At 66.2% G+C, this 18,417-nt stretch carries 22 protein-coding genes and 1 tRNA gene; 9 read left to right on the plus strand and 14 right to left on the minus strand.

Annotated features, from left to right (window positions below; translation table 11 throughout):
• Position 1: 1 nt before the first annotated feature.
• Both VGV41_RS13400 and gluQRS read right to left on the minus strand, forming a co-directional pair.
• Positions 2–1,171: an ATP-binding protein gene (locus VGV41_RS13400; protein WP_326864338.1), complete on the minus strand. Its 1,170-nt coding sequence runs from the start codon at positions 1,169–1,171 to the stop codon at positions 2–4.
• Positions 1,172–1,211: 40 nt separating this feature from the next.
• Positions 1,212–2,081: a tRNA glutamyl-Q(34) synthetase GluQRS gene (gene gluQRS, locus VGV41_RS13405; RefSeq protein ID WP_326864339.1), complete on the minus strand. Its 870-nt coding sequence runs from the start codon at positions 2,079–2,081 to the stop codon at positions 1,212–1,214.
• 110 nt (positions 2,082–2,191) lie between these two features.
• On the opposite strand from gluQRS, the gene VGV41_RS13410 reads away from it, so the two are divergent.
• From VGV41_RS13410 to VGV41_RS13430, 5 genes are all read left to right on the plus strand, one after another.
• Positions 2,192–2,920 carry a DNA-3-methyladenine glycosylase 2 family protein gene (locus VGV41_RS13410; RefSeq protein WP_326864340.1) on the plus strand — a complete coding sequence of 243 codons (729 nt, stop codon included), beginning with the start codon at positions 2,192–2,194 and terminating at the stop codon, positions 2,918–2,920.
• Entirely contained in the window at positions 2,913–3,593 is a 681-nt protein-coding gene (locus VGV41_RS13415; RefSeq protein WP_326864341.1) for an alpha/beta hydrolase, read from the plus strand. Before VGV41_RS13410 ends, VGV41_RS13415 begins: the two co-directional genes overlap by 8 nt.
• Before the next feature lie 162 nt (positions 3,594–3,755).
• A complete protein-coding gene (locus VGV41_RS13420; protein ID WP_326864342.1) occupies positions 3,756–4,313 on the plus strand; it encodes an HNH endonuclease in 558 nt (185 codons plus the stop codon).
• A 21-nt stretch (positions 4,314–4,334) separates the two neighbouring features.
• Positions 4,335–4,496 carry a hypothetical protein gene (locus VGV41_RS13425; RefSeq protein ID WP_326864343.1) on the plus strand — a complete coding sequence of 54 codons (162 nt, stop codon included), beginning with the start codon at positions 4,335–4,337 and terminating at the stop codon, positions 4,494–4,496.
• Between the two features lie 15 nt (positions 4,497–4,511).
• Positions 4,512–5,477, plus strand: coding sequence for a quinone oxidoreductase family protein (locus tag VGV41_RS13430; protein ID WP_326864344.1), 966 nt, complete (start codon positions 4,512–4,514; stop codon positions 5,475–5,477).
• A 30-nt stretch (positions 5,478–5,507) separates the two neighbouring features.
• Here VGV41_RS13430 and VGV41_RS13435 read toward each other — a convergent pair whose 3' ends face one another.
• From VGV41_RS13435 to VGV41_RS13455, 5 genes are all read right to left on the minus strand, one after another.
• A complete protein-coding gene (locus VGV41_RS13435) occupies positions 5,508–6,053 on the minus strand; it encodes a cytochrome b (protein ID WP_326864345.1) in 546 nt (181 codons plus the stop codon).
• Between the two features lie 239 nt (positions 6,054–6,292).
• Positions 6,293–6,853, minus strand: a complete 561-nt coding sequence (locus VGV41_RS13440; protein WP_326864346.1) for a disulfide bond formation protein B — start codon at positions 6,851–6,853, stop codon at positions 6,293–6,295.
• Positions 6,854–6,946: 93 nt separating this feature from the next.
• A complete protein-coding gene (locus tag VGV41_RS13445) occupies positions 6,947–8,113 on the minus strand; it encodes a nucleotidyltransferase family protein (RefSeq protein ID WP_326864347.1) in 1,167 nt (388 codons plus the stop codon).
• Between the two features lie 11 nt (positions 8,114–8,124).
• On the minus strand, positions 8,125–8,862 hold the full coding sequence (locus tag VGV41_RS13450; protein WP_326864348.1) for a class I SAM-dependent methyltransferase: 738 nt from the start codon (positions 8,860–8,862) through the stop codon (positions 8,125–8,127).
• 147 nt (positions 8,863–9,009) lie between these two features.
• Positions 9,010–9,096: transfer RNA gene (locus VGV41_RS13455), tRNA-Leu, on the minus strand.
• Positions 9,097–9,282: 186 nt separating this feature from the next.
• On the opposite strand from VGV41_RS13455, the gene VGV41_RS13460 reads away from it, so the two are divergent.
• Entirely contained in the window at positions 9,283–9,489 is a 207-nt protein-coding gene (locus tag VGV41_RS13460) for a DUF6494 family protein (RefSeq protein WP_326864349.1), read from the plus strand.
• Between the two features lie 107 nt (positions 9,490–9,596).
• Complete coding sequence (locus VGV41_RS13465; protein ID WP_326864350.1) at positions 9,597–9,860, plus strand: hypothetical protein; 264 nt, start codon at positions 9,597–9,599, stop codon at positions 9,858–9,860.
• A gap of 77 nt (positions 9,861–9,937) precedes the next feature.
• Here the strand turns inward: VGV41_RS13465 and VGV41_RS13470 are convergent, their stop codons facing one another.
• The 7 genes from VGV41_RS13470 to VGV41_RS13500 all read right to left on the minus strand — a co-directional run bounded on the left by VGV41_RS13470 (position 9,938) and on the right by VGV41_RS13500 (position 15,762).
• Entirely contained in the window at positions 9,938–11,287 is a 1,350-nt protein-coding gene (locus tag VGV41_RS13470; RefSeq protein WP_326864351.1) for an NAD(P)H-dependent oxidoreductase, read from the minus strand.
• Between the two features lie 82 nt (positions 11,288–11,369).
• Complete coding sequence (locus VGV41_RS13475) at positions 11,370–11,915, minus strand: hypothetical protein (protein WP_326864352.1); 546 nt, start codon at positions 11,913–11,915, stop codon at positions 11,370–11,372.
• Between the two features lie 106 nt (positions 11,916–12,021).
• Positions 12,022–12,603, minus strand: a complete 582-nt coding sequence (locus VGV41_RS13480; RefSeq protein WP_326864756.1) for a YqaA family protein — start codon at positions 12,601–12,603, stop codon at positions 12,022–12,024.
• 55 nt (positions 12,604–12,658) lie between these two features.
• A complete protein-coding gene (hisE, locus tag VGV41_RS13485; RefSeq protein WP_326864353.1) occupies positions 12,659–13,039 on the minus strand; it encodes a phosphoribosyl-ATP diphosphatase in 381 nt (126 codons plus the stop codon).
• A gap of 66 nt (positions 13,040–13,105) precedes the next feature.
• Complete coding sequence (locus VGV41_RS13490) at positions 13,106–13,405, minus strand: hypothetical protein (protein WP_326864354.1); 300 nt, start codon at positions 13,403–13,405, stop codon at positions 13,106–13,108.
• Positions 13,406–13,509: 104 nt separating this feature from the next.
• Positions 13,510–14,433: a LysR family transcriptional regulator gene (locus tag VGV41_RS13495; protein ID WP_326864355.1), complete on the minus strand. Its 924-nt coding sequence runs from the start codon at positions 14,431–14,433 to the stop codon at positions 13,510–13,512.
• Positions 14,434–14,595: 162 nt separating this feature from the next.
• Positions 14,596–15,762: an acetyl-CoA acetyltransferase gene (locus tag VGV41_RS13500; protein WP_326864356.1), complete on the minus strand. Its 1,167-nt coding sequence runs from the start codon at positions 15,760–15,762 to the stop codon at positions 14,596–14,598.
• A 185-nt stretch (positions 15,763–15,947) separates the two neighbouring features.
• On the opposite strand from VGV41_RS13500, the gene VGV41_RS13505 reads away from it, so the two are divergent.
• Together VGV41_RS13505 and VGV41_RS13510 are read left to right on the plus strand one after the other, a co-directional pair.
• On the plus strand, positions 15,948–17,228 hold the full coding sequence (locus VGV41_RS13505) for a D-alanyl-D-alanine carboxypeptidase family protein (RefSeq protein WP_326864357.1): 1,281 nt from the start codon (positions 15,948–15,950) through the stop codon (positions 17,226–17,228).
• The gene (locus tag VGV41_RS13510; RefSeq protein ID WP_326864358.1) at positions 17,225–18,397 is read left to right on the plus strand and encodes a GTP-binding protein; all 1,173 of its coding nucleotides are present in this window, start codon (positions 17,225–17,227) and stop codon (positions 18,395–18,397) included. Before VGV41_RS13505 ends, VGV41_RS13510 begins: the two co-directional genes overlap by 4 nt.
• Positions 18,398–18,417: the final 20 nt, after the last annotated feature.

Here is an 18,417-nt window from a genome sequence, read left to right on the forward strand (position 1 = left end):
CTCACCGCGCCGTCAGCGCGGCCAACGTTTCCGCCAGCTTGCCCGGACTGACCGGCTTCACGAGATAGACGTCCATCCCTGCTGCGCGCGCGGCCGCTTCGTCGTCGCTGCGGGCGCGACCGGAAATGCCGATGACAGGCACGCGGCAGGCCTCGCCGGGCAATGCTCGGATGCGCCGCGTCGCTTCCAGGCCGTCGATGCCGGACAGCGTCACGTCCATCAGCACCGCGTCGTAGCCGCCGCGCGACACGGCCTCGACCGCCGCCTCGCCGCTCTCGACGAAATCGACGCGATGGCCGAGCTCGCCGAGGATCGTGTTCATGATGACGCGGCCGTAGGGATTGTCCTCGGCGCAGAGCAGCGACAGCGGGCGGGTCGGCGTGCGTGCCGCAGTGTCCGCATCGGCGGCAGCTTCGGCCGCATCTGTGAGCACCGTCAGGCGGAAGGTACTGCCTTTGCCCTTCGCGCTTTTCACCGTCAGATCGCCGCCCATCGCCCTGGCGATGCGCTTGACGAAGGTGAGCCCGAGACCGGCGCCGCCGTAGCGGCGCGCAATATCGTCGCTCGCCTGCGCGAACGGCCGGAACAGCATCTTCAATTCCGCCGCGCTCATGCCGATGCCGCTGTCGGTCAGCTCGAACACGAGCCGCAGGCGCTTGCCACGCGCCGGCGCGACCGACGCGGAAAAGCGCACGGTGCCAGAGTGGGTAAACTTCACAGCATTATCGGCGAGATTCTCCAGCGAAGCGCGCAGGCGCAGCGCGTCGCCGGCAACGCGCACCGGCAGGTCCGGCGAGATCGCCACCTCGACCGCGACCGACCGGTTGGCGGCGCGCGCGGTGAGCGCCTCGCCGACCGCTTCCGCCAGCGCGCGCGGCGAAAACGGTTCGTGTCGCAGCACCAGGCCGGCGGCATCGGCGCGCGCGGCATCGACGACCAGCGTCGACAGCGCCGCGAGATGCTCGGCGCCGCTTTTGATGGTGCGCGCCCACTGCCGCTCGCGCGGGCCGAGATCGGAGGCGGCGAGCAGGTCGGCCAGCGCGAGGATGCCGGTCAGCGGCGTGCGGATGTCGTGGGCGACGCCGGCGAGGGCGGTTTCGATGGCGCGCGGCGCCGCGCGACGCGGAGCACGCGCCGTCCGCCGCTTCGATGTGCGCTTGCGCTTGGCCATCACTCCTCTGCCCAGCCGCAATCTGGCACGCCGGGCCCGTTCAATCGAGCCCGACCAGCCGGCGGATGTCGGGCGGGGTTAATCCCTGGCTACGCAACGCGCGCAGGCCGGTCGCCTGCGTCGATTTCGACAGCTTGCGGCCGTCGGCGTCGGTGACCAGGCGGTGGTGGTGGTAGCGCGGCTCGGGCAGGCCAAGCAGCGTCTGCAGCAGGCGGTGCACCGAGGTGGCGTGGAAGAGATCGCGGCCGCGCACGACATCGGTCACGCCTTGCGCGGCGTCGTCGACCACCACGGCCAGGTGATAGCTGGTCGGCGTGTCCTTGCGCGCGAGGATGACGTCGCCCCAGCCGGCGGGGTTGGCGATAACCGTGCCGCTTTCTCCCTCAGGTCCCGTGCCGGTCTCGGTCCAGATGAGGCGTGGCATGCGCGCCAGCGCCGCCGCCATATCGAGGCGCAACGCATAGGGCGCGCCGGAGGCGATGCGGTCGCTGCGCTCGGCGGCGCCAAGTGTCTTCGCTGTCCCCGGATAAAGCGGCGCGCCGTCGGGATCGCGCGGCCAAGGGCCATTCGCCTCGTTCGCAGCCACCAGCGCGGCGATCTCGGCGCGGCTCTCGAAGCTCGGGTAGACCAGACCCATCGCCTCGAGCCGCGCGAGCGCCGCACGATAGTCGGCGAAGTGCTCCGACTGCCGCCGCACCGGCTCCTCCCAGGCGAGACCGAGCCAGCGCAGGTCCTCGTAGATCGCCGCCTCATATTCCGGCCGGCAGCGCGTGGCGTCGATATCCTCGATGCGCAGCAGCAGCAGCCCGCCCGCGGCCTTCACCATGTCGGCGTTGAGGGAGGCCGACAGGACATGACCGAGGTGCAGGTATCCGTTCGGCGACGGCGCAAAGCGGAAAACGGGTGGCATGGCGATCAAGTTTCGACTCGTCATACCCCGCGAAAGCGGGGTATCCAGCCCTCTCCTACCACGGCACGAAGGGCTGGATCGTCCGCCTTCGCGAACGATGGCCACGCGACATGACCCACTTCCTCCATACCGATGACGACCTGCGCGCGGCGCTCGCCAGACTGGTCGAGCAGGACCCGCGCCTTGGCCCCATCGCCGAGAAGGCCGGCGCCTTTTCGCTCCGCCGGCGGCAGGCGGGCTTCGCCGGGCTGTGCGCCATCGTCTGCGGCCAGCAACTGTCGACCGCGAGCGCTGCGGCAATCAGGGACAGGCTCTTCGCCGCCTTCGATCCGTTCCACCACGACACCGTCCGGCTGGCGCGCACCGACAAGCTCAAGCGCCTCGGTTTGTCGATGCCGAAGATCAAATCCATCCGCGCCATCGGCAAGGCGCTGTCGGACGGCGTGATCGACCTCGAAGCGGTCGGCAACATGGATGCCGACGATGCACATGCCGCACTGGTGCAACTGCACGGCATCGGCCCGTGGACCGCCGACATCTATCTCCTGTTCTGCCTCGGCCACGCCGACGCCTTCCCCGCCGGCGATCTCGCCGTGCAGGAGGCGGTGCGTATCGCATTCAACCTGCGCAAACGGCCGGACCCCAAGGCGCTGACGAAGATCGCCGAGATGTGGCGGCCGTGGCGCGGCGTGGCGGCGCATCTGTTCTGGGCCTACTATCACGTGGTCAAACGCCGCGAAGGCATTTCGCTGCAGGCGAAGAAGCCGGCCGCGAAGTCTCGCAAGAAGACCTCGCGCAAGAAAAACACGAAGAAATCCGGAAGGAAGAAGAATGGCTGACCTTGACGGGCCTCGCCTCGCGCCACGTGCGGGCGTCGCCAAGCAACTGGTGATCTTCCTGCACGGCTACGGCGCCGACGGCAACGACCTCATCGATATCGGCCGCGCCTGGCAACAACTCCTGCCGGATGCGGCCTTCGTATCGCCGCACGCGCCGCGCCCGTGCGGCCAGGCACCGATGGGCCGCGAATGGTTTCCGCTTACATTCCGCGATCCAAACGAGCGCTGGGATGGCGTGAACGCTGCCGCGCCGGTGCTCAATGCGTTCATCGATACGGAATTGAAGCGTCACAATCTCGCCGATTCGGCGCTGGCGCTTGTCGGCTTCAGCCAGGGAACCATGATGGCGTTGCACGTTGGCCTGCGGCGCGCCGCAGCACCCGCGGCCATCGTCGGCTATTCCGGCATGCTGGTGACGCCGCCGAACGAAGCCGACATCGACGCCTTCGCCGCCGAAATTCGCAGTCGTCCGCCCGTTCTGCTCGTGCACGGAGACCAGGATGAACTCATCCCGGTGCAGGCACTGATGCATGCGGCGCAGGGGCTGGCGGCGCTCGAAGTCGCGGTCGAATGGCATATCTCGCCGGGCGTCGGCCACGGTATCGACCAGGAAGGCCTGCGCCAGGGCGGCGAGTTTCTCGCGCGTCGCTTCAGCGGACGCGCGGCCGCATAAAGTGCCGATCTCGGGCAGGCCCGAGATCGGTGCGCGGCGATTGGCCGGCCGCTGAGGGCACTTGCGCTCGTCCCCACATCTACTTCACAATCCCGTCACGCTGCCCTATTAGTAGGGTGTTCGCTGCGTGGCGGCAGCCTTGAAGGAGGCCGGAGAGCTCGCTTGAACGTGCACGTTTCGCCCAGTGGTTTTCCATCCCTGGTGCTCAACGCAGACTTCAGACCGTTGAGCTATTACCCGCTTTCGCTCTGGTCCTGGCAGGACACGATCAAGGCGGTGTTTCTCGAACGCGTGAACATTGTCGCCAATTACGATCACGCGGTGCGCAGCCCCTCCTTCGAGATGAAGCTGCCGAGCGTCGTCTCGCTCAAGACCTTCGTCAAACCGTCGACCCACCCGGCCTTCACGCGGTTCAATGTCTTCCTGCGCGACCGCTTCTCGTGCATGTACTGCGGCACGCGCGATGATTTGACCTTCGATCACCTCATCCCGCGCTCGCGCGGTGGCCTGACGACCTGGGACAACGTCGTCGCCGCCTGCAGCCCGTGCAATTTGCGCAAGGGCAATCTGACGATGGACGAGGCCAAGATGTGGCCGTCGCACATGCCGTTCCAGCCGACGGTGCACCATTTGCACAGGAACGGGCGGCTGTTCCCGCCGAATTACCTGCACGACAGCTGGCTCGACTACCTGTACTGGGACACCGAGCTCGAGCCGTAAGCGTACGCCTCGAAATAAAAAATGTGGCGCATGCAACCAGCATCGCGCCGCGAGGGCTTCTCGTCCGCCCTTGTTCCTGATCTGCCGACGGTGGAAGAACAGGGCATTCCCGAGCAGCGGTCCTTCGTCAAGAAGGGCATCTTTGACGGCGCTGGCCACGCCGATAGATTGGCGCGCCCTTAAAGACAGGAGACGACAATGAAGGCGGCTGTGGCGACCGAGAACGGGCTCGAGATCCGGGATATCCCGCAGCCAAAGCCCAAGCCATTCGAGCTCCTGGTGAAGGTCAAGGCGGCCGGTCTCAACCGCGCCGATCTCGCCGCGGCGCGCGGCAAAGGCGGCCACGGCGCCGCAGGCGCGACCGTCGGCCTCGACTGGGCCGGGGAAGTCGTCGAAGCGGGTGCCGAAACCAAGGGCGGCTTCAAGCCGGGCGATCGCGTCATGTGCGCCGGCGCCGGCGGCTACGCCGAGTATGCCGTGTGCGACTGGGGCCGCGTCGTTCACATCCCCGATGACATGTCTTTCGAACACGCCGCGACCTTACCGGTCGCGCTGGGCACGATGCATGACGCTTTGGTGACCAATGGCCGGCTGAAAGCCGGTGAGAGCGTTCTTATCCAGGGCGCGAGTTCCGGCGTCGGCCTGATGGCGTTGCAGATCGCCAAACTGCTCGGCGCCAGGCTTGTCGTCGGGACATCGACCAACGCCGAACGTCGCGCGCGTCTGAAGGAGTTCGGCGCCGATTTGGCCGTCGATACGACGGAGCCCAATTGGCCGGACCTCGTGCTTAAGGCGACGGCTGGCCAGGGCGTAGACCTGATCGTCGACCAGGTCTCCGGCAGTCTCATGAACGGCAACATGCGGGCGGCGGCCATTCGCGGCCGCATTGTCAACGTCGGCAGACTCGGCGGCGGCAAGGCCGAGTTCGATTTCGATCTGCATGCACAACGTCGCATCACTTACATCGGCGTCACGCATCGCACGCGCTCGGTCGACGAGCTCCGCGAAGAAACACGCGCGATGTGGGCCGATCTCGCTGACGCGGTGAAGAGCAAGAAGCTGAGCCTGCCCGTCGAGAAGACCTATCCCCTCGACCAGGCGAAGGCGGCGCAGGAGCACATGCGCGCCAACCAGCACTTCGGCAAGATCCTGCTGGTGCCGTAACGCGCCGCCGCCCTCACGGGCAGGCTTTGCTCACACGCCCGGCAGCATCCGCTGCAGCACGCGATCGCGGCGAAAGAAATAATGGTAGAGCGCCGCCAGCACGTGGAGGCCGACCAGACCGAGCAGCGCGTAAGTCGCCAGCAGCGAGTGAAGATCGCCGGTCCAGTTCCAGCCCGGCGCACGTGTGGCGATGATCTTCGGCATCTCGAACAGGCCGAAGAACGACACCGGCATGCCGCGCCAGTCGGCGTTGATCCAGCCGAGGATCGGCAGCACGAACAGCAAGAGGTAGAGCAGCCAGTGGAGGATGCGCGCCGACGTCGCCTGCCACGGCGGGATGCCGTCCTCCGGCGGAGGCTCGCCATGCGAAGCGCGGTAGGCAAGCCGGATCACGGCGACGAACAGGATCAGCACGCCGAACGAGAAATGCAGGCCGATCAGCGTCGTCACCGGCGTATTTCGTTTGATATCCGGCATCGTCCAGGCGAAGACGAACTGCACGATCAGCAGCGCCAGGATCAGCCAGTGCAAGGTGCGCGCCGTCGCAGTGTAGCCGGCACCAACTCTTTCAGGCATGGGAATGTCTCCAGCGACATCTCAATCGGGGAACTATGGGGAACTATACAGCGGGCACTTGCGGCGCAACCGGGACATACCCATATTGGTTCCAGCGATGATGTCGAGCCTAACGAGCTCCAGCATTGCACCGGGCAGGGTTGAAGAGCCGTGCCGAACGGTAGACGACCACGGGATCAGCAGGCGACGCCGGATGAACGCGCGCCATTGGTCTTCGTGGTCGTTGTCGTTTTTGAGGATCACTCCGCCGGACGCGCTAGCGCGGCGCGGAAGCCGACCGCTCCGGCGATCGCCAGCGCGAGCGACACCAGCACATCATAGCCGGCCAGTGAGATGCCGAGGAAGCGCCACGCCGCCTCGTCACAACGGACGATGTGAATGTCCTGCAGGCTCCTGAGCAGGCTCGTGGTCGAACCGATGCTGTTCACCGGACCGCTGCAATCGATCGGCCCTGGCCAGAACTTCCACTCCACACCGGCATGGAACGCCGACAGCCCGGTATTCCACAGCATCACCAGCACGATCACGGCGAAGCCGAGCATCAGCACCTTGCGCGAGGCGCCGTAGAAGCCGCCGAGCGTCAGCAGCGCCGCGAGCGGCACAGCGATATAATAGGCCTTGCGCTGGTCGAGGCAGAGCGGGCACGGCGGATAGCGCAGCACGTACTCGAAGAAGAAAAAGCCGCAGATTGTCAGCAGCCCGATGAGCGCGACGAAGGCGGCGGCGCTGGCGACGCAGTTGGCTTTTGGATTGAAGGACATATTGCGAAAGGCGGGGTCTGGAACGGGAAGCGGCGGCATAAGAGATTTCGCAGAGGCCGTCCAGCCGAGGCGGGTCACGTTCGCGCGAGACGGCCAACAGGCCGCGCGATCGTCAATGGTGCTTAAGTACCATCAGCGCCGCCGCATTACCCAGGACGGCAGGCGGACCAGCGGATAGACGAAGCGCAGCGCCGGTGGCAGCGGCCAGCGGAGCACGTCCGCCGGCGCCGTAACGGCGATCCCGCATTGCGCAAGCAGGAAACGCGTGCCGCGGCCGAGCAGGAAGCGCCAGCGCAGTTCGGCAGCCTGCCGCGCCGCGTCGAGCACCGGCTCGACCGCCGGGTTGGCGCCAATCATGTTGCCGAGACTGATCGCAACCAGCCGCCGCACGCCGCGATCGCGCACCAGCACATCGTGCAGGACAGCCGGCAGCCTCAATCCCAAAATGCGCTCGCACAGGAGCAGGGCCTGTCCGGCGCAGCGACCCGCGCCGTGCGCTTGCGCGTGCGCATAGAGGGCGCCGAGCCCGGCATCGTCCATGGCCCCAAGCAGCGCATTGAGGTCGGCCAGCCACTTCAGGCGAAACCAGAAATGATCGGCGCCGTGCACGCAGAGATAGGCGAACAGATCGGCATCGTTGAGCGTGCGCACCGTACCGCCGGCGACGGGCACGGATTGACCGTCTGCGAACGCGTCGATGCCGGCCAGAAGGTGCGGGTTTTCGGACAGGCGCCAGTGCAGTTCGACTCGCGTGCCGCGCCGGGCGTCGAAAAGCTCCATCTGGTAACCGCGCGCGATGTAGGCATGCCGCTGGGCATCGGTAAGTTCGCGCGCCGGATCGACCAGAGCATAACCATCGTCTTCGAGGATTCGCAGCGCCGCGAAGGCGTGCGCCGGCGGCACCACGAGATCGATGTCGCGCCCGTGCTTGAAAGCGGTGCTGCCATAGGCGCGTTGTGCCAGCGACGCGCCCTTGAGGACGACGGCCGCAATGCCCGCCGCGTCGAAGTGGCGCTGCAGGCGCAGCGTCTCCGCTGCGAGGGCGAGGTTCTGCCGCGCAATCGCCCCACCCTTACGTTCGAGGATCGCCTGCACGTCTTCGGGGCAAGGCACGCCCGCCGCATGCAGCGCATGGTGCATGAGCCCGACGACGCGATGCCGCGCGGCGATGCGCAGGACAAGGCGCCAGTCGAGCGCGCCGGCTGCGCGCCGCTGCACATCGGCGGCGACCTCCGCCGTCGGCGGCCAGCGGCAGCAGGCTGCGACCAGAGCAAATTCGTCGGGAAAGGAAGCCTGCATGCGCCCGATCCTCACACGCGCTTGCGGAAGACCGCGTCCGGACACTCGATACCAGGCATCAGCCGGTTATCCGGTCCGAAGATCGGCGTTTTGCTGCCTCCGAACGGCACGGCGAGCAGCGTCTCGAATCGGGCGCCGATCGGCGTGTCGCGCAGGCGGAAATTGCTGTGGCGGAGCACGAGCAGGCCGCCCGGCTTGAGGCAGCGGTGAAAATCGGCGAAGGCGCGGGCGACGTCGTCGAAGCGCAGGAGATGATCGCAGCGTTCGACGCCCGGCTCGCCGAGGCTGCCGTGGCGCAGCACGGCCATGCAGAAGATCGCGTCGTAGTGCGTCGCCGGCTCGTCTGCGGTCGATGCGCCGAGCGCAAAGGACAGCCCGGCGTCGGGCGTCGCGGCCAACCGCGCTCGCGCCGCCTCGATATTACCCGGGTTGATGTCGATGCCCTTGATGCGCGCCCGCGAAAAGTAACGCCGCAACGAGAACACTTCCTCGCCCGTCGCGCAGCCGAACGAGAGAATGTTGGCCGGCCGGTCGGCCCCAAGCTCAGACTGAACATATTTGAAAATGCCGGGATAGCGATCCGCCTGCGTGTCGTTGAACGGCTGGAAGGCGTGGCGCTTCCGCCACCAGACCAGCCGCATCATGTGGCGATAGGGCGGATCGCGCAGCAGCCGCCATGCGAGACGCGCGGCGCGCAGCGGCCGCGGCGCCGGCGTGGTCGGACCTTCGCTGCGATCGGAGACGGTCATCGCGCGTCCCACGAGATGCGACGTTCACCGCCGGCGGCGGCATCATCGACACACGTATAAATTGCCATTCTGGTCGGAGGTATGACGGCTGGCAAGCGGCGGGACTGTCGGCGCCGTCGCGCGCAACTACAGAGCTGCGTTTGGGAATGGTGCCCCTGGCCGGACTCGAACCAGCACGATGTTGCCACCACCTGATTTTGAGTCAGGCGCGTCTACCAATTCCGCCACAGGGGCATCGTCGCGATGGCGCATGGCGGCGGTCGTGACGCTGTTGCGTCGGGACCCATGCGCGGCGCGGATCATAGCCACGGAACGCCCGGGGTCAACGGCAACCGGCACCCTGACGGGCCAATTCGCAGCGCTTTCGGGGGCGCCCGCGCCGGCCTATGATCCCCGCTACCCCCACACAAGGAGCCCGCGATGAACGAAGAAGCCCTGAACATGTCGCTGCGCAAATTCCTCAAGGTCGTGGGCGTGACCTCACAGCAGGAAATCGAGAAGGCGATCCGCGCCGCCGAGGCCGCCGGCAAGCTCAAGGGCAAGCCCACCCTGAAGGCACAGATGGTGCTGACCATCGCCGAGGCCGGGCTCACCCACAAGATCGACGGCACGATCGAGCTCGAATAGCGTTCCCCGCGTCCGATGCGGCAACTAACCGCGCCCCAACGGCTTGCGGCGGCGAAACGTTGTGGCGGCTCCGCCAGTTGTCTCCGATTACGACACAGGAGAGCAGCATGTTTCTGAAATCGACGATTTGCGCGGCCGCCGCCGCCGGCCTTCTCGCCATCGCGGCACCGGGCGCGGCCCAAGCCGCCATGCCGGTGAACGCCGGCATCAATACCGCAGGCAGCGGTGGCATGGTCGAGACCGTGCGCTGGCACCACCACCGCCGTTGGCAGCGTCATCATCGCCGTCAGGTCTGCTGGGTGAGCCGCCGCGTGCACTGGCGTCATGGCCACCGAGTGGTCACGCGGGTGCGGCACTGCGCCTGGCGCTGATCGCCGGCGACTATTTTTTGAAGGACGGGCGAGCGGCAGCGACGGCGCTGCCGCCCTTCGCATGTCCCGCGCGCCGATCAGACGTTCGGCCGGGCGAACGCCGCCTCCATCTCCCGCCGCACCTTCACCGCGACATCGTTCGCGTCGACCTCGACGTCGGCCCACGCCAGCGCGCCGCCTTCGGCGATATCGCGTTTGAGCCTGACATTGTGCGCGAGGCCGAGTGGCAACAGCCCGCGCGCAAGCGAGACTTCAGACGGCGTTTGCTTGCCCCAGACGCAGAAGCCGCCCTCGCCGTCGAGGATCTCGCCGGCCTTCAGTGCGCGCTTCGCCGTCGCCACCACGTCGGAGCGGAAGCCGGTGGGTGCGCCGGTCGGCTCACCGCGCAGCGCACACGACGCAACGGAGATGCCGAGCTCGAGCCCGATCATGTGGATCGGCCGGTACAGCGCGGCGTATTTGCCGCTTTTGTCCGGCAGCATGGCGTATTCCTTGAAGCACCGTCGCGCATACTCCGTCTCGCCCTCGATCACCACGTAGGTGCCGAGCGCAAGATGGTGCGGCACGTCGCGGCCGTCGCGATAGACGGACGAGGTCACTTCGGTGACGCCCTCTTTCTCCAGCGTGCCGCCCTCGGCTTTCGGCTTGCAGATGTCGGCGAGCTCGAAACGTGTCGCCGGCGGAAAATGCAATCCGTCCGACTGCGGCACCAGGCCGGTGGCGTTGCAGACCGCAGTCATCTCGATGCCGGATTTGGTGCCGTCGACGAAGGAATTGAACATCTTCGGATTGATCGACTTGCGGTCGCTGATGTTCAGGTACTTGTCGAGGATGTCCCAGACATTGTCGGGATTGGACCGGTGATAATGCGGCTCGTAGCGCGTGCCCTTCCCCGCGCAGATCACCTTGAACCCGGCAGCGCGCGCCCAGTCGACATGCTCGCAGATGAGCGCCGGCTGGTCGCCCCAGGCGAGCGAATAAACGACGCCGGCGGCTTTCGCCTTGCGCGCCAGCAACGGACCCGCGACCGCGTCGGCTTCGACGTTGACCATGACGATGTGCTTGCCGGTTTCGATCGCCTTCAGGCAGTGCGCGATGCCGGCGCCTGGAATGCCGGTCGCCTCGACGATCACCTCGATGCGCGGATCGGCAATCATCGCCATCGTGTCGTCGGTGATAAAAGTCGCGCGCTTGCCATACGCGTCGGCCAGCGAAGACGCGGCATATTGCGCGGCGGGCCAGCCGGCGGTGGCGAGCTGGCTCTTCGCGCGCGCCGTATCGAGATCGGCGACGGCGACGACATGCAGACCGCGGGTCAGGCGCGCCTGCGACAGGAACATGGTGCCGAACTTGCCGGCGCCGATCAGGCCGACGGTCACCGGCCGGCCCGCGGCCTCGCGTTCGAGAAGCTTGGCGGACAGGTTCACCGGCGTCGTCTCCCGCAATCCTTATCGGTGGAGACGGAAACATGGCGCGGGCGTCGGTACAAGCCGACGGCGCGCATTCGGGTCACTGGCAGAGCGCACTGGAGACGAAGGTTTCGGTCTTGCACTCGGCTCCGTTCGAGCGGCCGGCCAGATAAACCTTGGCCGGACAGGTCTCGGCCGTGGTCATGTCGACGCTCTTGCCGGTCTTGAAGCCCTTCGCCTTGCAGATGGCATTGGCGGCGGCGACGCAATCGGGCGCGCCGTTGGGCGCGATCTTGCAGACCTCGTGACCGCCGACGACGCTGGCCGGCGAGAGTTTGCTGGCGACGCCTTCGGCGGCGTCCTTGGCCGTGTCCGCCGTGCTGCGGGCCGCGATGCCGGCCTCATGTCCGAAATCCTGGACGCCCTTGCCGACGTGACCGAACATGGCCTTGGCGCCATCGACCTGCCGGTCGAGCCATTTGCCGGCCGACTCGAGGAACCCCGGCTCGTGCTGTTGGGCTTCCGATGGCTGCTGAGTTGCCGGCGGGCCGCCTTGCGCCATTGCCGTCAGCGGCAACAACGTCAGAAGGCCGGCGCAGACGAGCGCCGGCAGGCGATGATGTCGACAGGCAACTCGCAACCCCATGGCCGTCAGGCTGGCGTTTACGCCAGCGCCCCAAGCATCCACGGCATTCGCGCCGGCGGTTACCGGTTACGCACCACGGATGGCGAAATTGAGGAACCGCGATTCGTCAGATCAAGTATAGCGCCGCGACGATGCCGATGACGACCACCGCGGCCCCGAGCGTCACCCACAGACCGAGCCGCTTTTCGATGAAATGACGGGCCTGCTCGCCATAGCGATGCAACAGGAAAGCGAGCACGAAAAACCGGGTGCCGCGGGCGATAATCGAAAAAACGATGAACAGGCCGAGATTATAGTTGGCGAAGCCGGAGGTGATCGTGACGATCTTGTAGGGGATCGGGGTGAGCCCCTTGAGCAGGATGATCCAGGCGCCCCATTGCGCGTAGGCGGTGCGGAAGGCCTCGACCTTGTTGCCGTAGCCGTAGAGATGGATCAGCCACGCTCCGACGGAATCGTAAAGCAGGGCGCCGATGGCGTAGCCAAGGAGGCCGCCGCTGACCGAGGCGACGGTGCACCAGAGCGCCATCACGTAGGCCCGCTGCGGCCGCGCCAGCGACATCGGGATCAGCATCACGTCCGGCGGCACGGGGAAGAACGAGCTTTCGGCGAAGGCGATCGCCCCCAACATCCACATGGCGTGCGGCTTGTGCGCCGCGCCGATGCACCAGTCATACAGGCGACGCAGCAGGGAGCGCGGGGCGGCAGCCTCGAACGTCATTGGCGGCAGTCTCGGTGAGAGAAACTCAGGGGCGCTTGCGAGCGCGCCCGCTGTCGATCGCCACGACCTTACGCGGCGGGACTGGTTGTACCAGTCTTTTGGGCAGTTTTTCGGCGATGCCGAACATGAGTTCCCGCCGGCGCATTTCCGCCCAGACGTCGTCGGGGCGGACGCCCGCATGGGCCCACAGAACCACCAGATTGTAGAGGAGATCGGCGCTTTCCCGGACCACCGCTTCCGGCTGGCCGTGCAAGGCGTCGATGACCACTTCGACGGCCTCTTCGGCCAGCTTTTTGGCCATCTTGGCGCGGCCGGCCCGCATCAGCTTGGCCGTCCGCGACTTCGCGGGATCGGCACTTTGCGCGGCGATGACCGCATCGTACAGCCGGGCGACCGAATCATTCATGAGCGGCACAATATCCTATTTGTCGGTAATTCCGGTTAACGTGGCCGCCCGGCAGGGAAATTCCGCTCAGTACGGATAATACGGGCCATAGCCGTACGGCGGCGGCGGATAGCCGTAATTCCCGTAATAGCCATAGCCGCGGTGCCAATCGTCGCGCGCCGCGTCCGCCGCCGCGATACCGGCGATGGTGCCGGCCACCATTCCGAACATGCGCAGGGCGGCGCGGCTGTTGCCGGAGTGGCGATAATGGTGGTGGCGGTAGTGGTGGTGCGACCGGGCGCTGAGCGACAGCGTGCCGGCCGTCGCCGGCGACACCAGCGGCAGGGCCACGGCAAGCGCCGTCAGACCCACCAGGAATGCGCGCATGAGGTTTCTCCATCGTTCTGACGCAGGCCTGAGCAGCCTGCATCACGGGTTCGATGGGAGAACGCGGGTGTGGGGAACTTTGTTTCGCCCCTGCGGCGTCTTGGTCAGGCCGCGGAAATGGCCTTTCGACCGCCGCCGACGATCGAATAGAGACGCCCCTGCACCTCGTGCGGACCGTGGATCACCGTGGCAATCTCGTCGGCGAGTTGCTCGTAAATCTCGCGTGCGCCGCCTTCGCGGGTGCAGATGACGCTGTACAGCGGATCCGGCTTGGGCAGGGGAGTGTCTTCCCAAATCATCATGCCCACGGCATTGGCGCGGCGGCGCGTGAACACCATGTAGCCAAGCCCCGCCGCCACCGCATTGTTGAGGCTGTGCATACTGGGTCCGAGGAAGACCTGCTCGTGATCGAGACCGGCCGTTCGGAGCGTCCGCACCGCATGCTGATGATAGAGGCACTGGTCGCCGTAGGACACGAGCGGAACAGGGCGCGCGCCGTCGAGGCGACCGGAGCTTTGCCCCCGCACCCAGACCATCTCCTGCTCCTGACAATCACGTGCATCGTGCGGCCGCGTCGGCGACAGCGAAACGAGGAGATCGATCTCTTCCGAATGCAGTTGCCGCACCAGCGGCTCGTAGTAGTCGGAACGGACCACGAAGCGGACGTCGGGCCGGCGGGCGCGCAGCCGCGCCAGCGGGTCGACCAGGACGGAGGCGACAAAATCGCTGGGCGTGCCGATCCGAACGATCAACTCGGGATGCGCGGCGCCGTTGCCGAGTTCCACGATCTCGTCATTGAGCGAGAGCAGCCGGCGGGCGCGCGCGACGACGCGCTCGCCATGCGAGGTCAGCATCATGCTCTGGCCGCTGCGGTCGAAGAGATCGGCGCCGATCAACTGCTGCAGGCGCTTGATCTGGGCGCTGACGGCCGGCTGCGTCACGCCCAGCGAATTCGCCGCCTTGGTAAAGCTGTGCAGGTCAACGACAGCGACGAGCGTCCGCAGCAGATCCGTTGGAATATTCGGCATTAATCAATCGCCCCCAACAATTTGCATACAAATGACTTCGCGAGCATCATAACAGCAGGTTCTGATGTGATCAATTTTAAACATTGCGCAAATTCAAAATCTTAAATTGTGCATCCTGCGGACGTAATTGCATGTCCGCCGCCAGATAGCCCGCGAATGGGGCTATTTGATCCGCTCGAGAATGCTGACGTAGTTAGCCACCGACGTTCCACCCATATTGAAAATTCCCCCGAGGGTGGCGTTGCGCACTTGCAGTTCGCCCGCCTCTCCCATCAGCTGCATTGCGGTGAGGGCGTGCATCGATACGCCGGTCGCGCCAATGGGATGACCCTTGGCCTTCAGGCCGCCGGAGGGGTTGACCGGCAGCTTGCCGTCCTTCTGCGTCCAGCCTTCCTTGATCGCGACCGCGCCCTGGCCTTCTTTGGTCAGGCCCATGGCCTCGTATTCGATCAGTTCGGCGATAGTGAAGCAGTCGTGCGTCTCGACGAACGAAAGATTGCCGATCGTCAAGCCAGCCGTCGCCAGCGCCCGCTGCCAGGCGACGGCGCAGCCCTCGAATTTGAGAATGTCGCGCCTGGACATCGGCAGGAAATCCTGCACGTGCTCGGCCGCGCGGAAGGCTATCGCCTTCTTCAGACGCAGCGCCGTCTCGACATCGGCCAGCACGACCGCGGCGGCGCCGTCGGAGACGAGCGAGCAATCGGTGCGCTTGAGAGGACCGGCGACGAAGGGGTTCTTCTCGCTTTCCGTACGGCAGAAATCGAAGCCGAGGTCCTTGCGCATCTGGGCATAGGGATTGCCGACGCCGTTCTTGTGGTTCTTGGCGGCGATCATCGCCAGCGCATCCGACTGGTCGCCCCACTTCTGGAAATAGAGCCCGGCGATCTTGCCGAAGATGCCGGCGAAGCCACCCTCGATGTCGGCCTCCTCGCGCACATAGGACGCCTTCAGGAGATTGCGTCCGACCTCGGGGCCGGGCGTCGTTGTCATCTGTTCCACACCGACGGCGAGTACGATGCGCGCCGACCCGGCCTTGATCGCGGTCAATCCCTGATGCACCGCGGCCGATCCGGTGGCGCAGGCGTTCTCGACCCGGACCGCGCGCTTGAAACGCAGGTCGGGGGACGCCTGCAGCACGAGGGAGGCGGTAAAATCCTGCGGTGAGAAGCCGGCGTTGAAATGCCCGAGCACGATCTCGTCGACGTCGGCGGCGGCGATGCCGGCATCCGCAAGGGCGTCGGTTGCGACGCGCACGATGAGGCTTTCGACGGTTTCGTCAGCCAGCCTACCGAACCGGGTATGCGCCCATCCGACGATTGCCGCGGTCATACCTGCTGCTCCTTGCCGAACTTTGGCCGAATTAACGCGGGATGGTCGCCGCTCACTATATATGCAATCAGGGAATGACCCGCTTTGCCTCGCGTCCCAAGGTCATCTACCCTAGCACCATCGCCTGTGAAACTCACCCGTTTCGGATGCTTGCGGTCCGGGCCGCACCGCCAAGGATGAGCCCTTTGTTGTTCCGACGCTTCCGCTTACCGCTCCTCGCCTGCGCCGCGTTCGCGCTTGCTGCTTTCGTCGCGATACCCCGCGCGCACGCCGAGGCGAAACTGCTGATCGACGCGGCGAGCGGCAAGGTGCTCTACGCCGACAACGCCGCCTATCCCTGGTATCCGGCCTCGCTCACCAAACTGATGACCCTCTACACGACCTTGAGCGAGATCAAGGCCGGGCACGTCACGTTCAACACGCTGCTCACGGTGTCACCGGAAGCGGCCGCGCAGCAGCCGACCAAGATGGGCTTCAAGGTCGGCACCACCGTCACCATCGATAACGCCATCAAGATGCTGATGGTGAAGTCGGCGAACGACATGGCGGTCGCTATCGCGCAGGGCGTCGGCGGCTCGATCGAGCACTTTGCCGACCTGATGAACGCCAATGCAACAAAGCTCGGCATGACCGAGTCGCACTTCGTCAATCCGAACGGCCTGCCGGCGGAGAACCACTACACCTCGGCGCGCGATCTTGGCATCCTCGCGCGGGCGCTGATCACCGAATTCCCCCAGTACGACTACTATTGGCATATCCATTCGATCCGCTACGGCAATCGCGTCATCCACAATTACAACAAGCTGCTCGACCGCTATCCCGGCGCCGACGGCATGAAGACCGGATTCATCTGCGCCTCCGGCTACAATCTGGTGGCGACCGCGACGCGCAACGGTCACCGGCTGATCGCGATCATCCTCGGCTCATGGTCCGGTGCAGCGCGCACGCAGCAGGCCGCCGAATTGCTCGAGCGCGGCTTCAACAGCGCGCAGTTGTCCTGGCTGACGCCATCGCTCGGAACCGTCAACGAACTGGCGCCGATCGACGCGCAACCTGCGAACCTTCATGACGAGATGTGCGGCGGCCATCGCCGCAAGCCGCCGTCGGAAGACAATGACGAGGCCGACGAGGCGCCGGCGACCGGCGATGCCGCCAACGGCAATGGCCAGGCCTTCATGCTGTCGAACCTGAAGCCGTCGACCAAGTTCGTGCTCGGCCCGCCGGTCGATACCGAGCCGCCGGTCGTCGTCTTCACCGGCCCGGCCGATCATCCCGATGCCGCGCCGGTCGCGACCGCCGCCGCGAAGAAGAAGCATCGCGTCAAGCACGCCAAGACGGCGAAGGCGGAAACCCAGTCCGCCGAGAGCGCCAAGGCGCACGAGAAGCCGAAGGCGAAGCCCGCCCATCCCGGCAAGGTCGCGGCGAAGAAGAAGGCCAAGGCGAAGAGCGCCCCGACGCCGCAATGACCGCCGGGGACGACGCGCGCGCATCCCGGCGCACGCCGCCGGAGCCAATCCCGCTCACCGTGCTCACCGGCTTCCTCGGCGCCGGCAAGACGACCCTGCTCAACCGCCTGCTCAAGGACCCGGCGCTCGCCGACACCGCGGTCGTCATCAACGAATTCGGCGAAGTGTCGCTCGATCACCTGCTGGTCGACTATATCGGCGACAACATGGTGCTGCTGCAGTCGGGCTGCCTGTGCTGCACCATGCGCGGCGATCTCGTCGATGCGCTGGAGAAGCTGCTGCGCGATCTCGACAACGGCCGCGTCACGTTCAAGCGCGTGCTGCTGGAGACCACCGGGCTCGCCGATCCGGCGCCGGTGCTGCACACGATGATGTCGCACCCTTACCTCCTGCTGCGCTACCGGCTCAACGGCGTGGTCACGGTGGTCGACGCGGTCAACGGCCAGGCGACGCTCGACGCGCACGAGGAGGCGGTGAAGCAGGCCGCCGTCGCCGACCGCATCGTGCTGACGAAGACCGATATCGCCACCGCTGCCCAACGCGACGGCATTCTCGCCCGCCTGCACACCCTCAATCCCGCCGCGCCTGTGCTCGACGCCGCAAACGGTGAGGCCACGGCGGATCGCCTGCTCAATGCCGGCCTCTACGATCCGGAGCGCAAGATCCCGGACGTGAAGCGCTGGCTGGCAGCGGAAGCCTATGCCGATGCGCACGGCCACGCGCACCAGCATGGTCATGCGCATGAGCACGGCCACCATCACGACCACGATCACGCATCGCTCGACCGCAACCGGCACGACGACCGCATCCGCTCCTTCGTCATCGCCACCGATCAGCCCGTGCCCGCCGGCACGCTGGAGATGTTTCTCGAGCTGCTGCGCGCCTCGCACGGCAGCAAGCTGCTGCGGCTGAAAGGCATCGTGAAGCTCGCGGAGACGCCCGAGACGCCTGTGGTCGTGCACGGCGTGCAGCACGTCTTCCATCCGACGGCCCGGCTCGAACGCTGGCCGGACGAGGATCACCGCACCCGGCTGGTGTTCATCACCCGCGATTTGTCCGAACAGACCGTGCGCGAACTGTTCGACGCCTTCATGGGCCACGTGGCGCCCGACCGGCCCGACCGCGCCGCGCTTGCCGACAACCCGCTGGTGCCGTTCGGCGGCCGGTAGCCTTTTTCCCCGGCCTTGCA

Origin of the sequence: Pseudolabrys sp. (assembly GCF_035943735.1) — a bacterium.
Classification (GTDB): Bacteria; Pseudomonadota; Alphaproteobacteria; order Rhizobiales; family Xanthobacteraceae; genus Pseudolabrys.

What these genes read in the sequence shown, in the direction of transcription:
- VGV41_RS13500 (WP_326864356.1), bottom strand. Translation starts at nt 15,762, where the DNA reads ATGACCGCGGCAATCGTCGGATGGGCGCATACCCGGTTCGGTAGGCTG.
- VGV41_RS13425 (WP_326864343.1), top strand. Translation starts at nt 4,335, where the DNA reads ATGTGGCGCATGCAACCAGCATCGCGCCGCGAGGGCTTCTCGTCCGCC.
- VGV41_RS13415 (WP_326864341.1), top strand. Translation starts at nt 2,913, where the DNA reads ATGGCTGACCTTGACGGGCCTCGCCTCGCGCCACGTGCGGGCGTCGCC.
- VGV41_RS13510 (WP_326864358.1), top strand. Translation starts at nt 17,225, where the DNA reads ATGACCGCCGGGGACGACGCGCGCGCATCCCGGCGCACGCCGCCGGAG.
- VGV41_RS13495 (WP_326864355.1), bottom strand. Translation starts at nt 14,433, where the DNA reads ATGCCGAATATTCCAACGGATCTGCTGCGGACGCTCGTCGCTGTCGTT.
- VGV41_RS13490 (WP_326864354.1), bottom strand. Translation starts at nt 13,405, where the DNA reads ATGCGCGCATTCCTGGTGGGTCTGACGGCGCTTGCCGTGGCCCTGCCG.
- hisE (WP_326864353.1), bottom strand. Translation starts at nt 13,039, where the DNA reads ATGAATGATTCGGTCGCCCGGCTGTACGATGCGGTCATCGCCGCGCAA.
- VGV41_RS13400 (WP_326864338.1), bottom strand. Translation starts at nt 1,171, where the DNA reads ATGGCCAAGCGCAAGCGCACATCGAAGCGGCGGACGGCGCGTGCTCCG.
- gluQRS (WP_326864339.1), bottom strand. Translation starts at nt 2,081, where the DNA reads ATGCCACCCGTTTTCCGCTTTGCGCCGTCGCCGAACGGATACCTGCAC.
- VGV41_RS13460 (WP_326864349.1), top strand. Translation starts at nt 9,283, where the DNA reads ATGAACGAAGAAGCCCTGAACATGTCGCTGCGCAAATTCCTCAAGGTC.
- VGV41_RS13445 (WP_326864347.1), bottom strand. Translation starts at nt 8,113, where the DNA reads ATGCAGGCTTCCTTTCCCGACGAATTTGCTCTGGTCGCAGCCTGCTGC.
- VGV41_RS13465 (WP_326864350.1), top strand. Translation starts at nt 9,597, where the DNA reads ATGTTTCTGAAATCGACGATTTGCGCGGCCGCCGCCGCCGGCCTTCTC.
- VGV41_RS13430 (WP_326864344.1), top strand. Translation starts at nt 4,512, where the DNA reads ATGAAGGCGGCTGTGGCGACCGAGAACGGGCTCGAGATCCGGGATATC.
- VGV41_RS13450 (WP_326864348.1), bottom strand. Translation starts at nt 8,862, where the DNA reads ATGACCGTCTCCGATCGCAGCGAAGGTCCGACCACGCCGGCGCCGCGG.
- VGV41_RS13435 (WP_326864345.1), bottom strand. Translation starts at nt 6,053, where the DNA reads ATGCCTGAAAGAGTTGGTGCCGGCTACACTGCGACGGCGCGCACCTTG.
- VGV41_RS13475 (WP_326864352.1), bottom strand. Translation starts at nt 11,915, where the DNA reads ATGGGGTTGCGAGTTGCCTGTCGACATCATCGCCTGCCGGCGCTCGTC.
- VGV41_RS13410 (WP_326864340.1), top strand. Translation starts at nt 2,192, where the DNA reads ATGACCCACTTCCTCCATACCGATGACGACCTGCGCGCGGCGCTCGCC.
- VGV41_RS13440 (WP_326864346.1), bottom strand. Translation starts at nt 6,853, where the DNA reads ATGCCGCCGCTTCCCGTTCCAGACCCCGCCTTTCGCAATATGTCCTTC.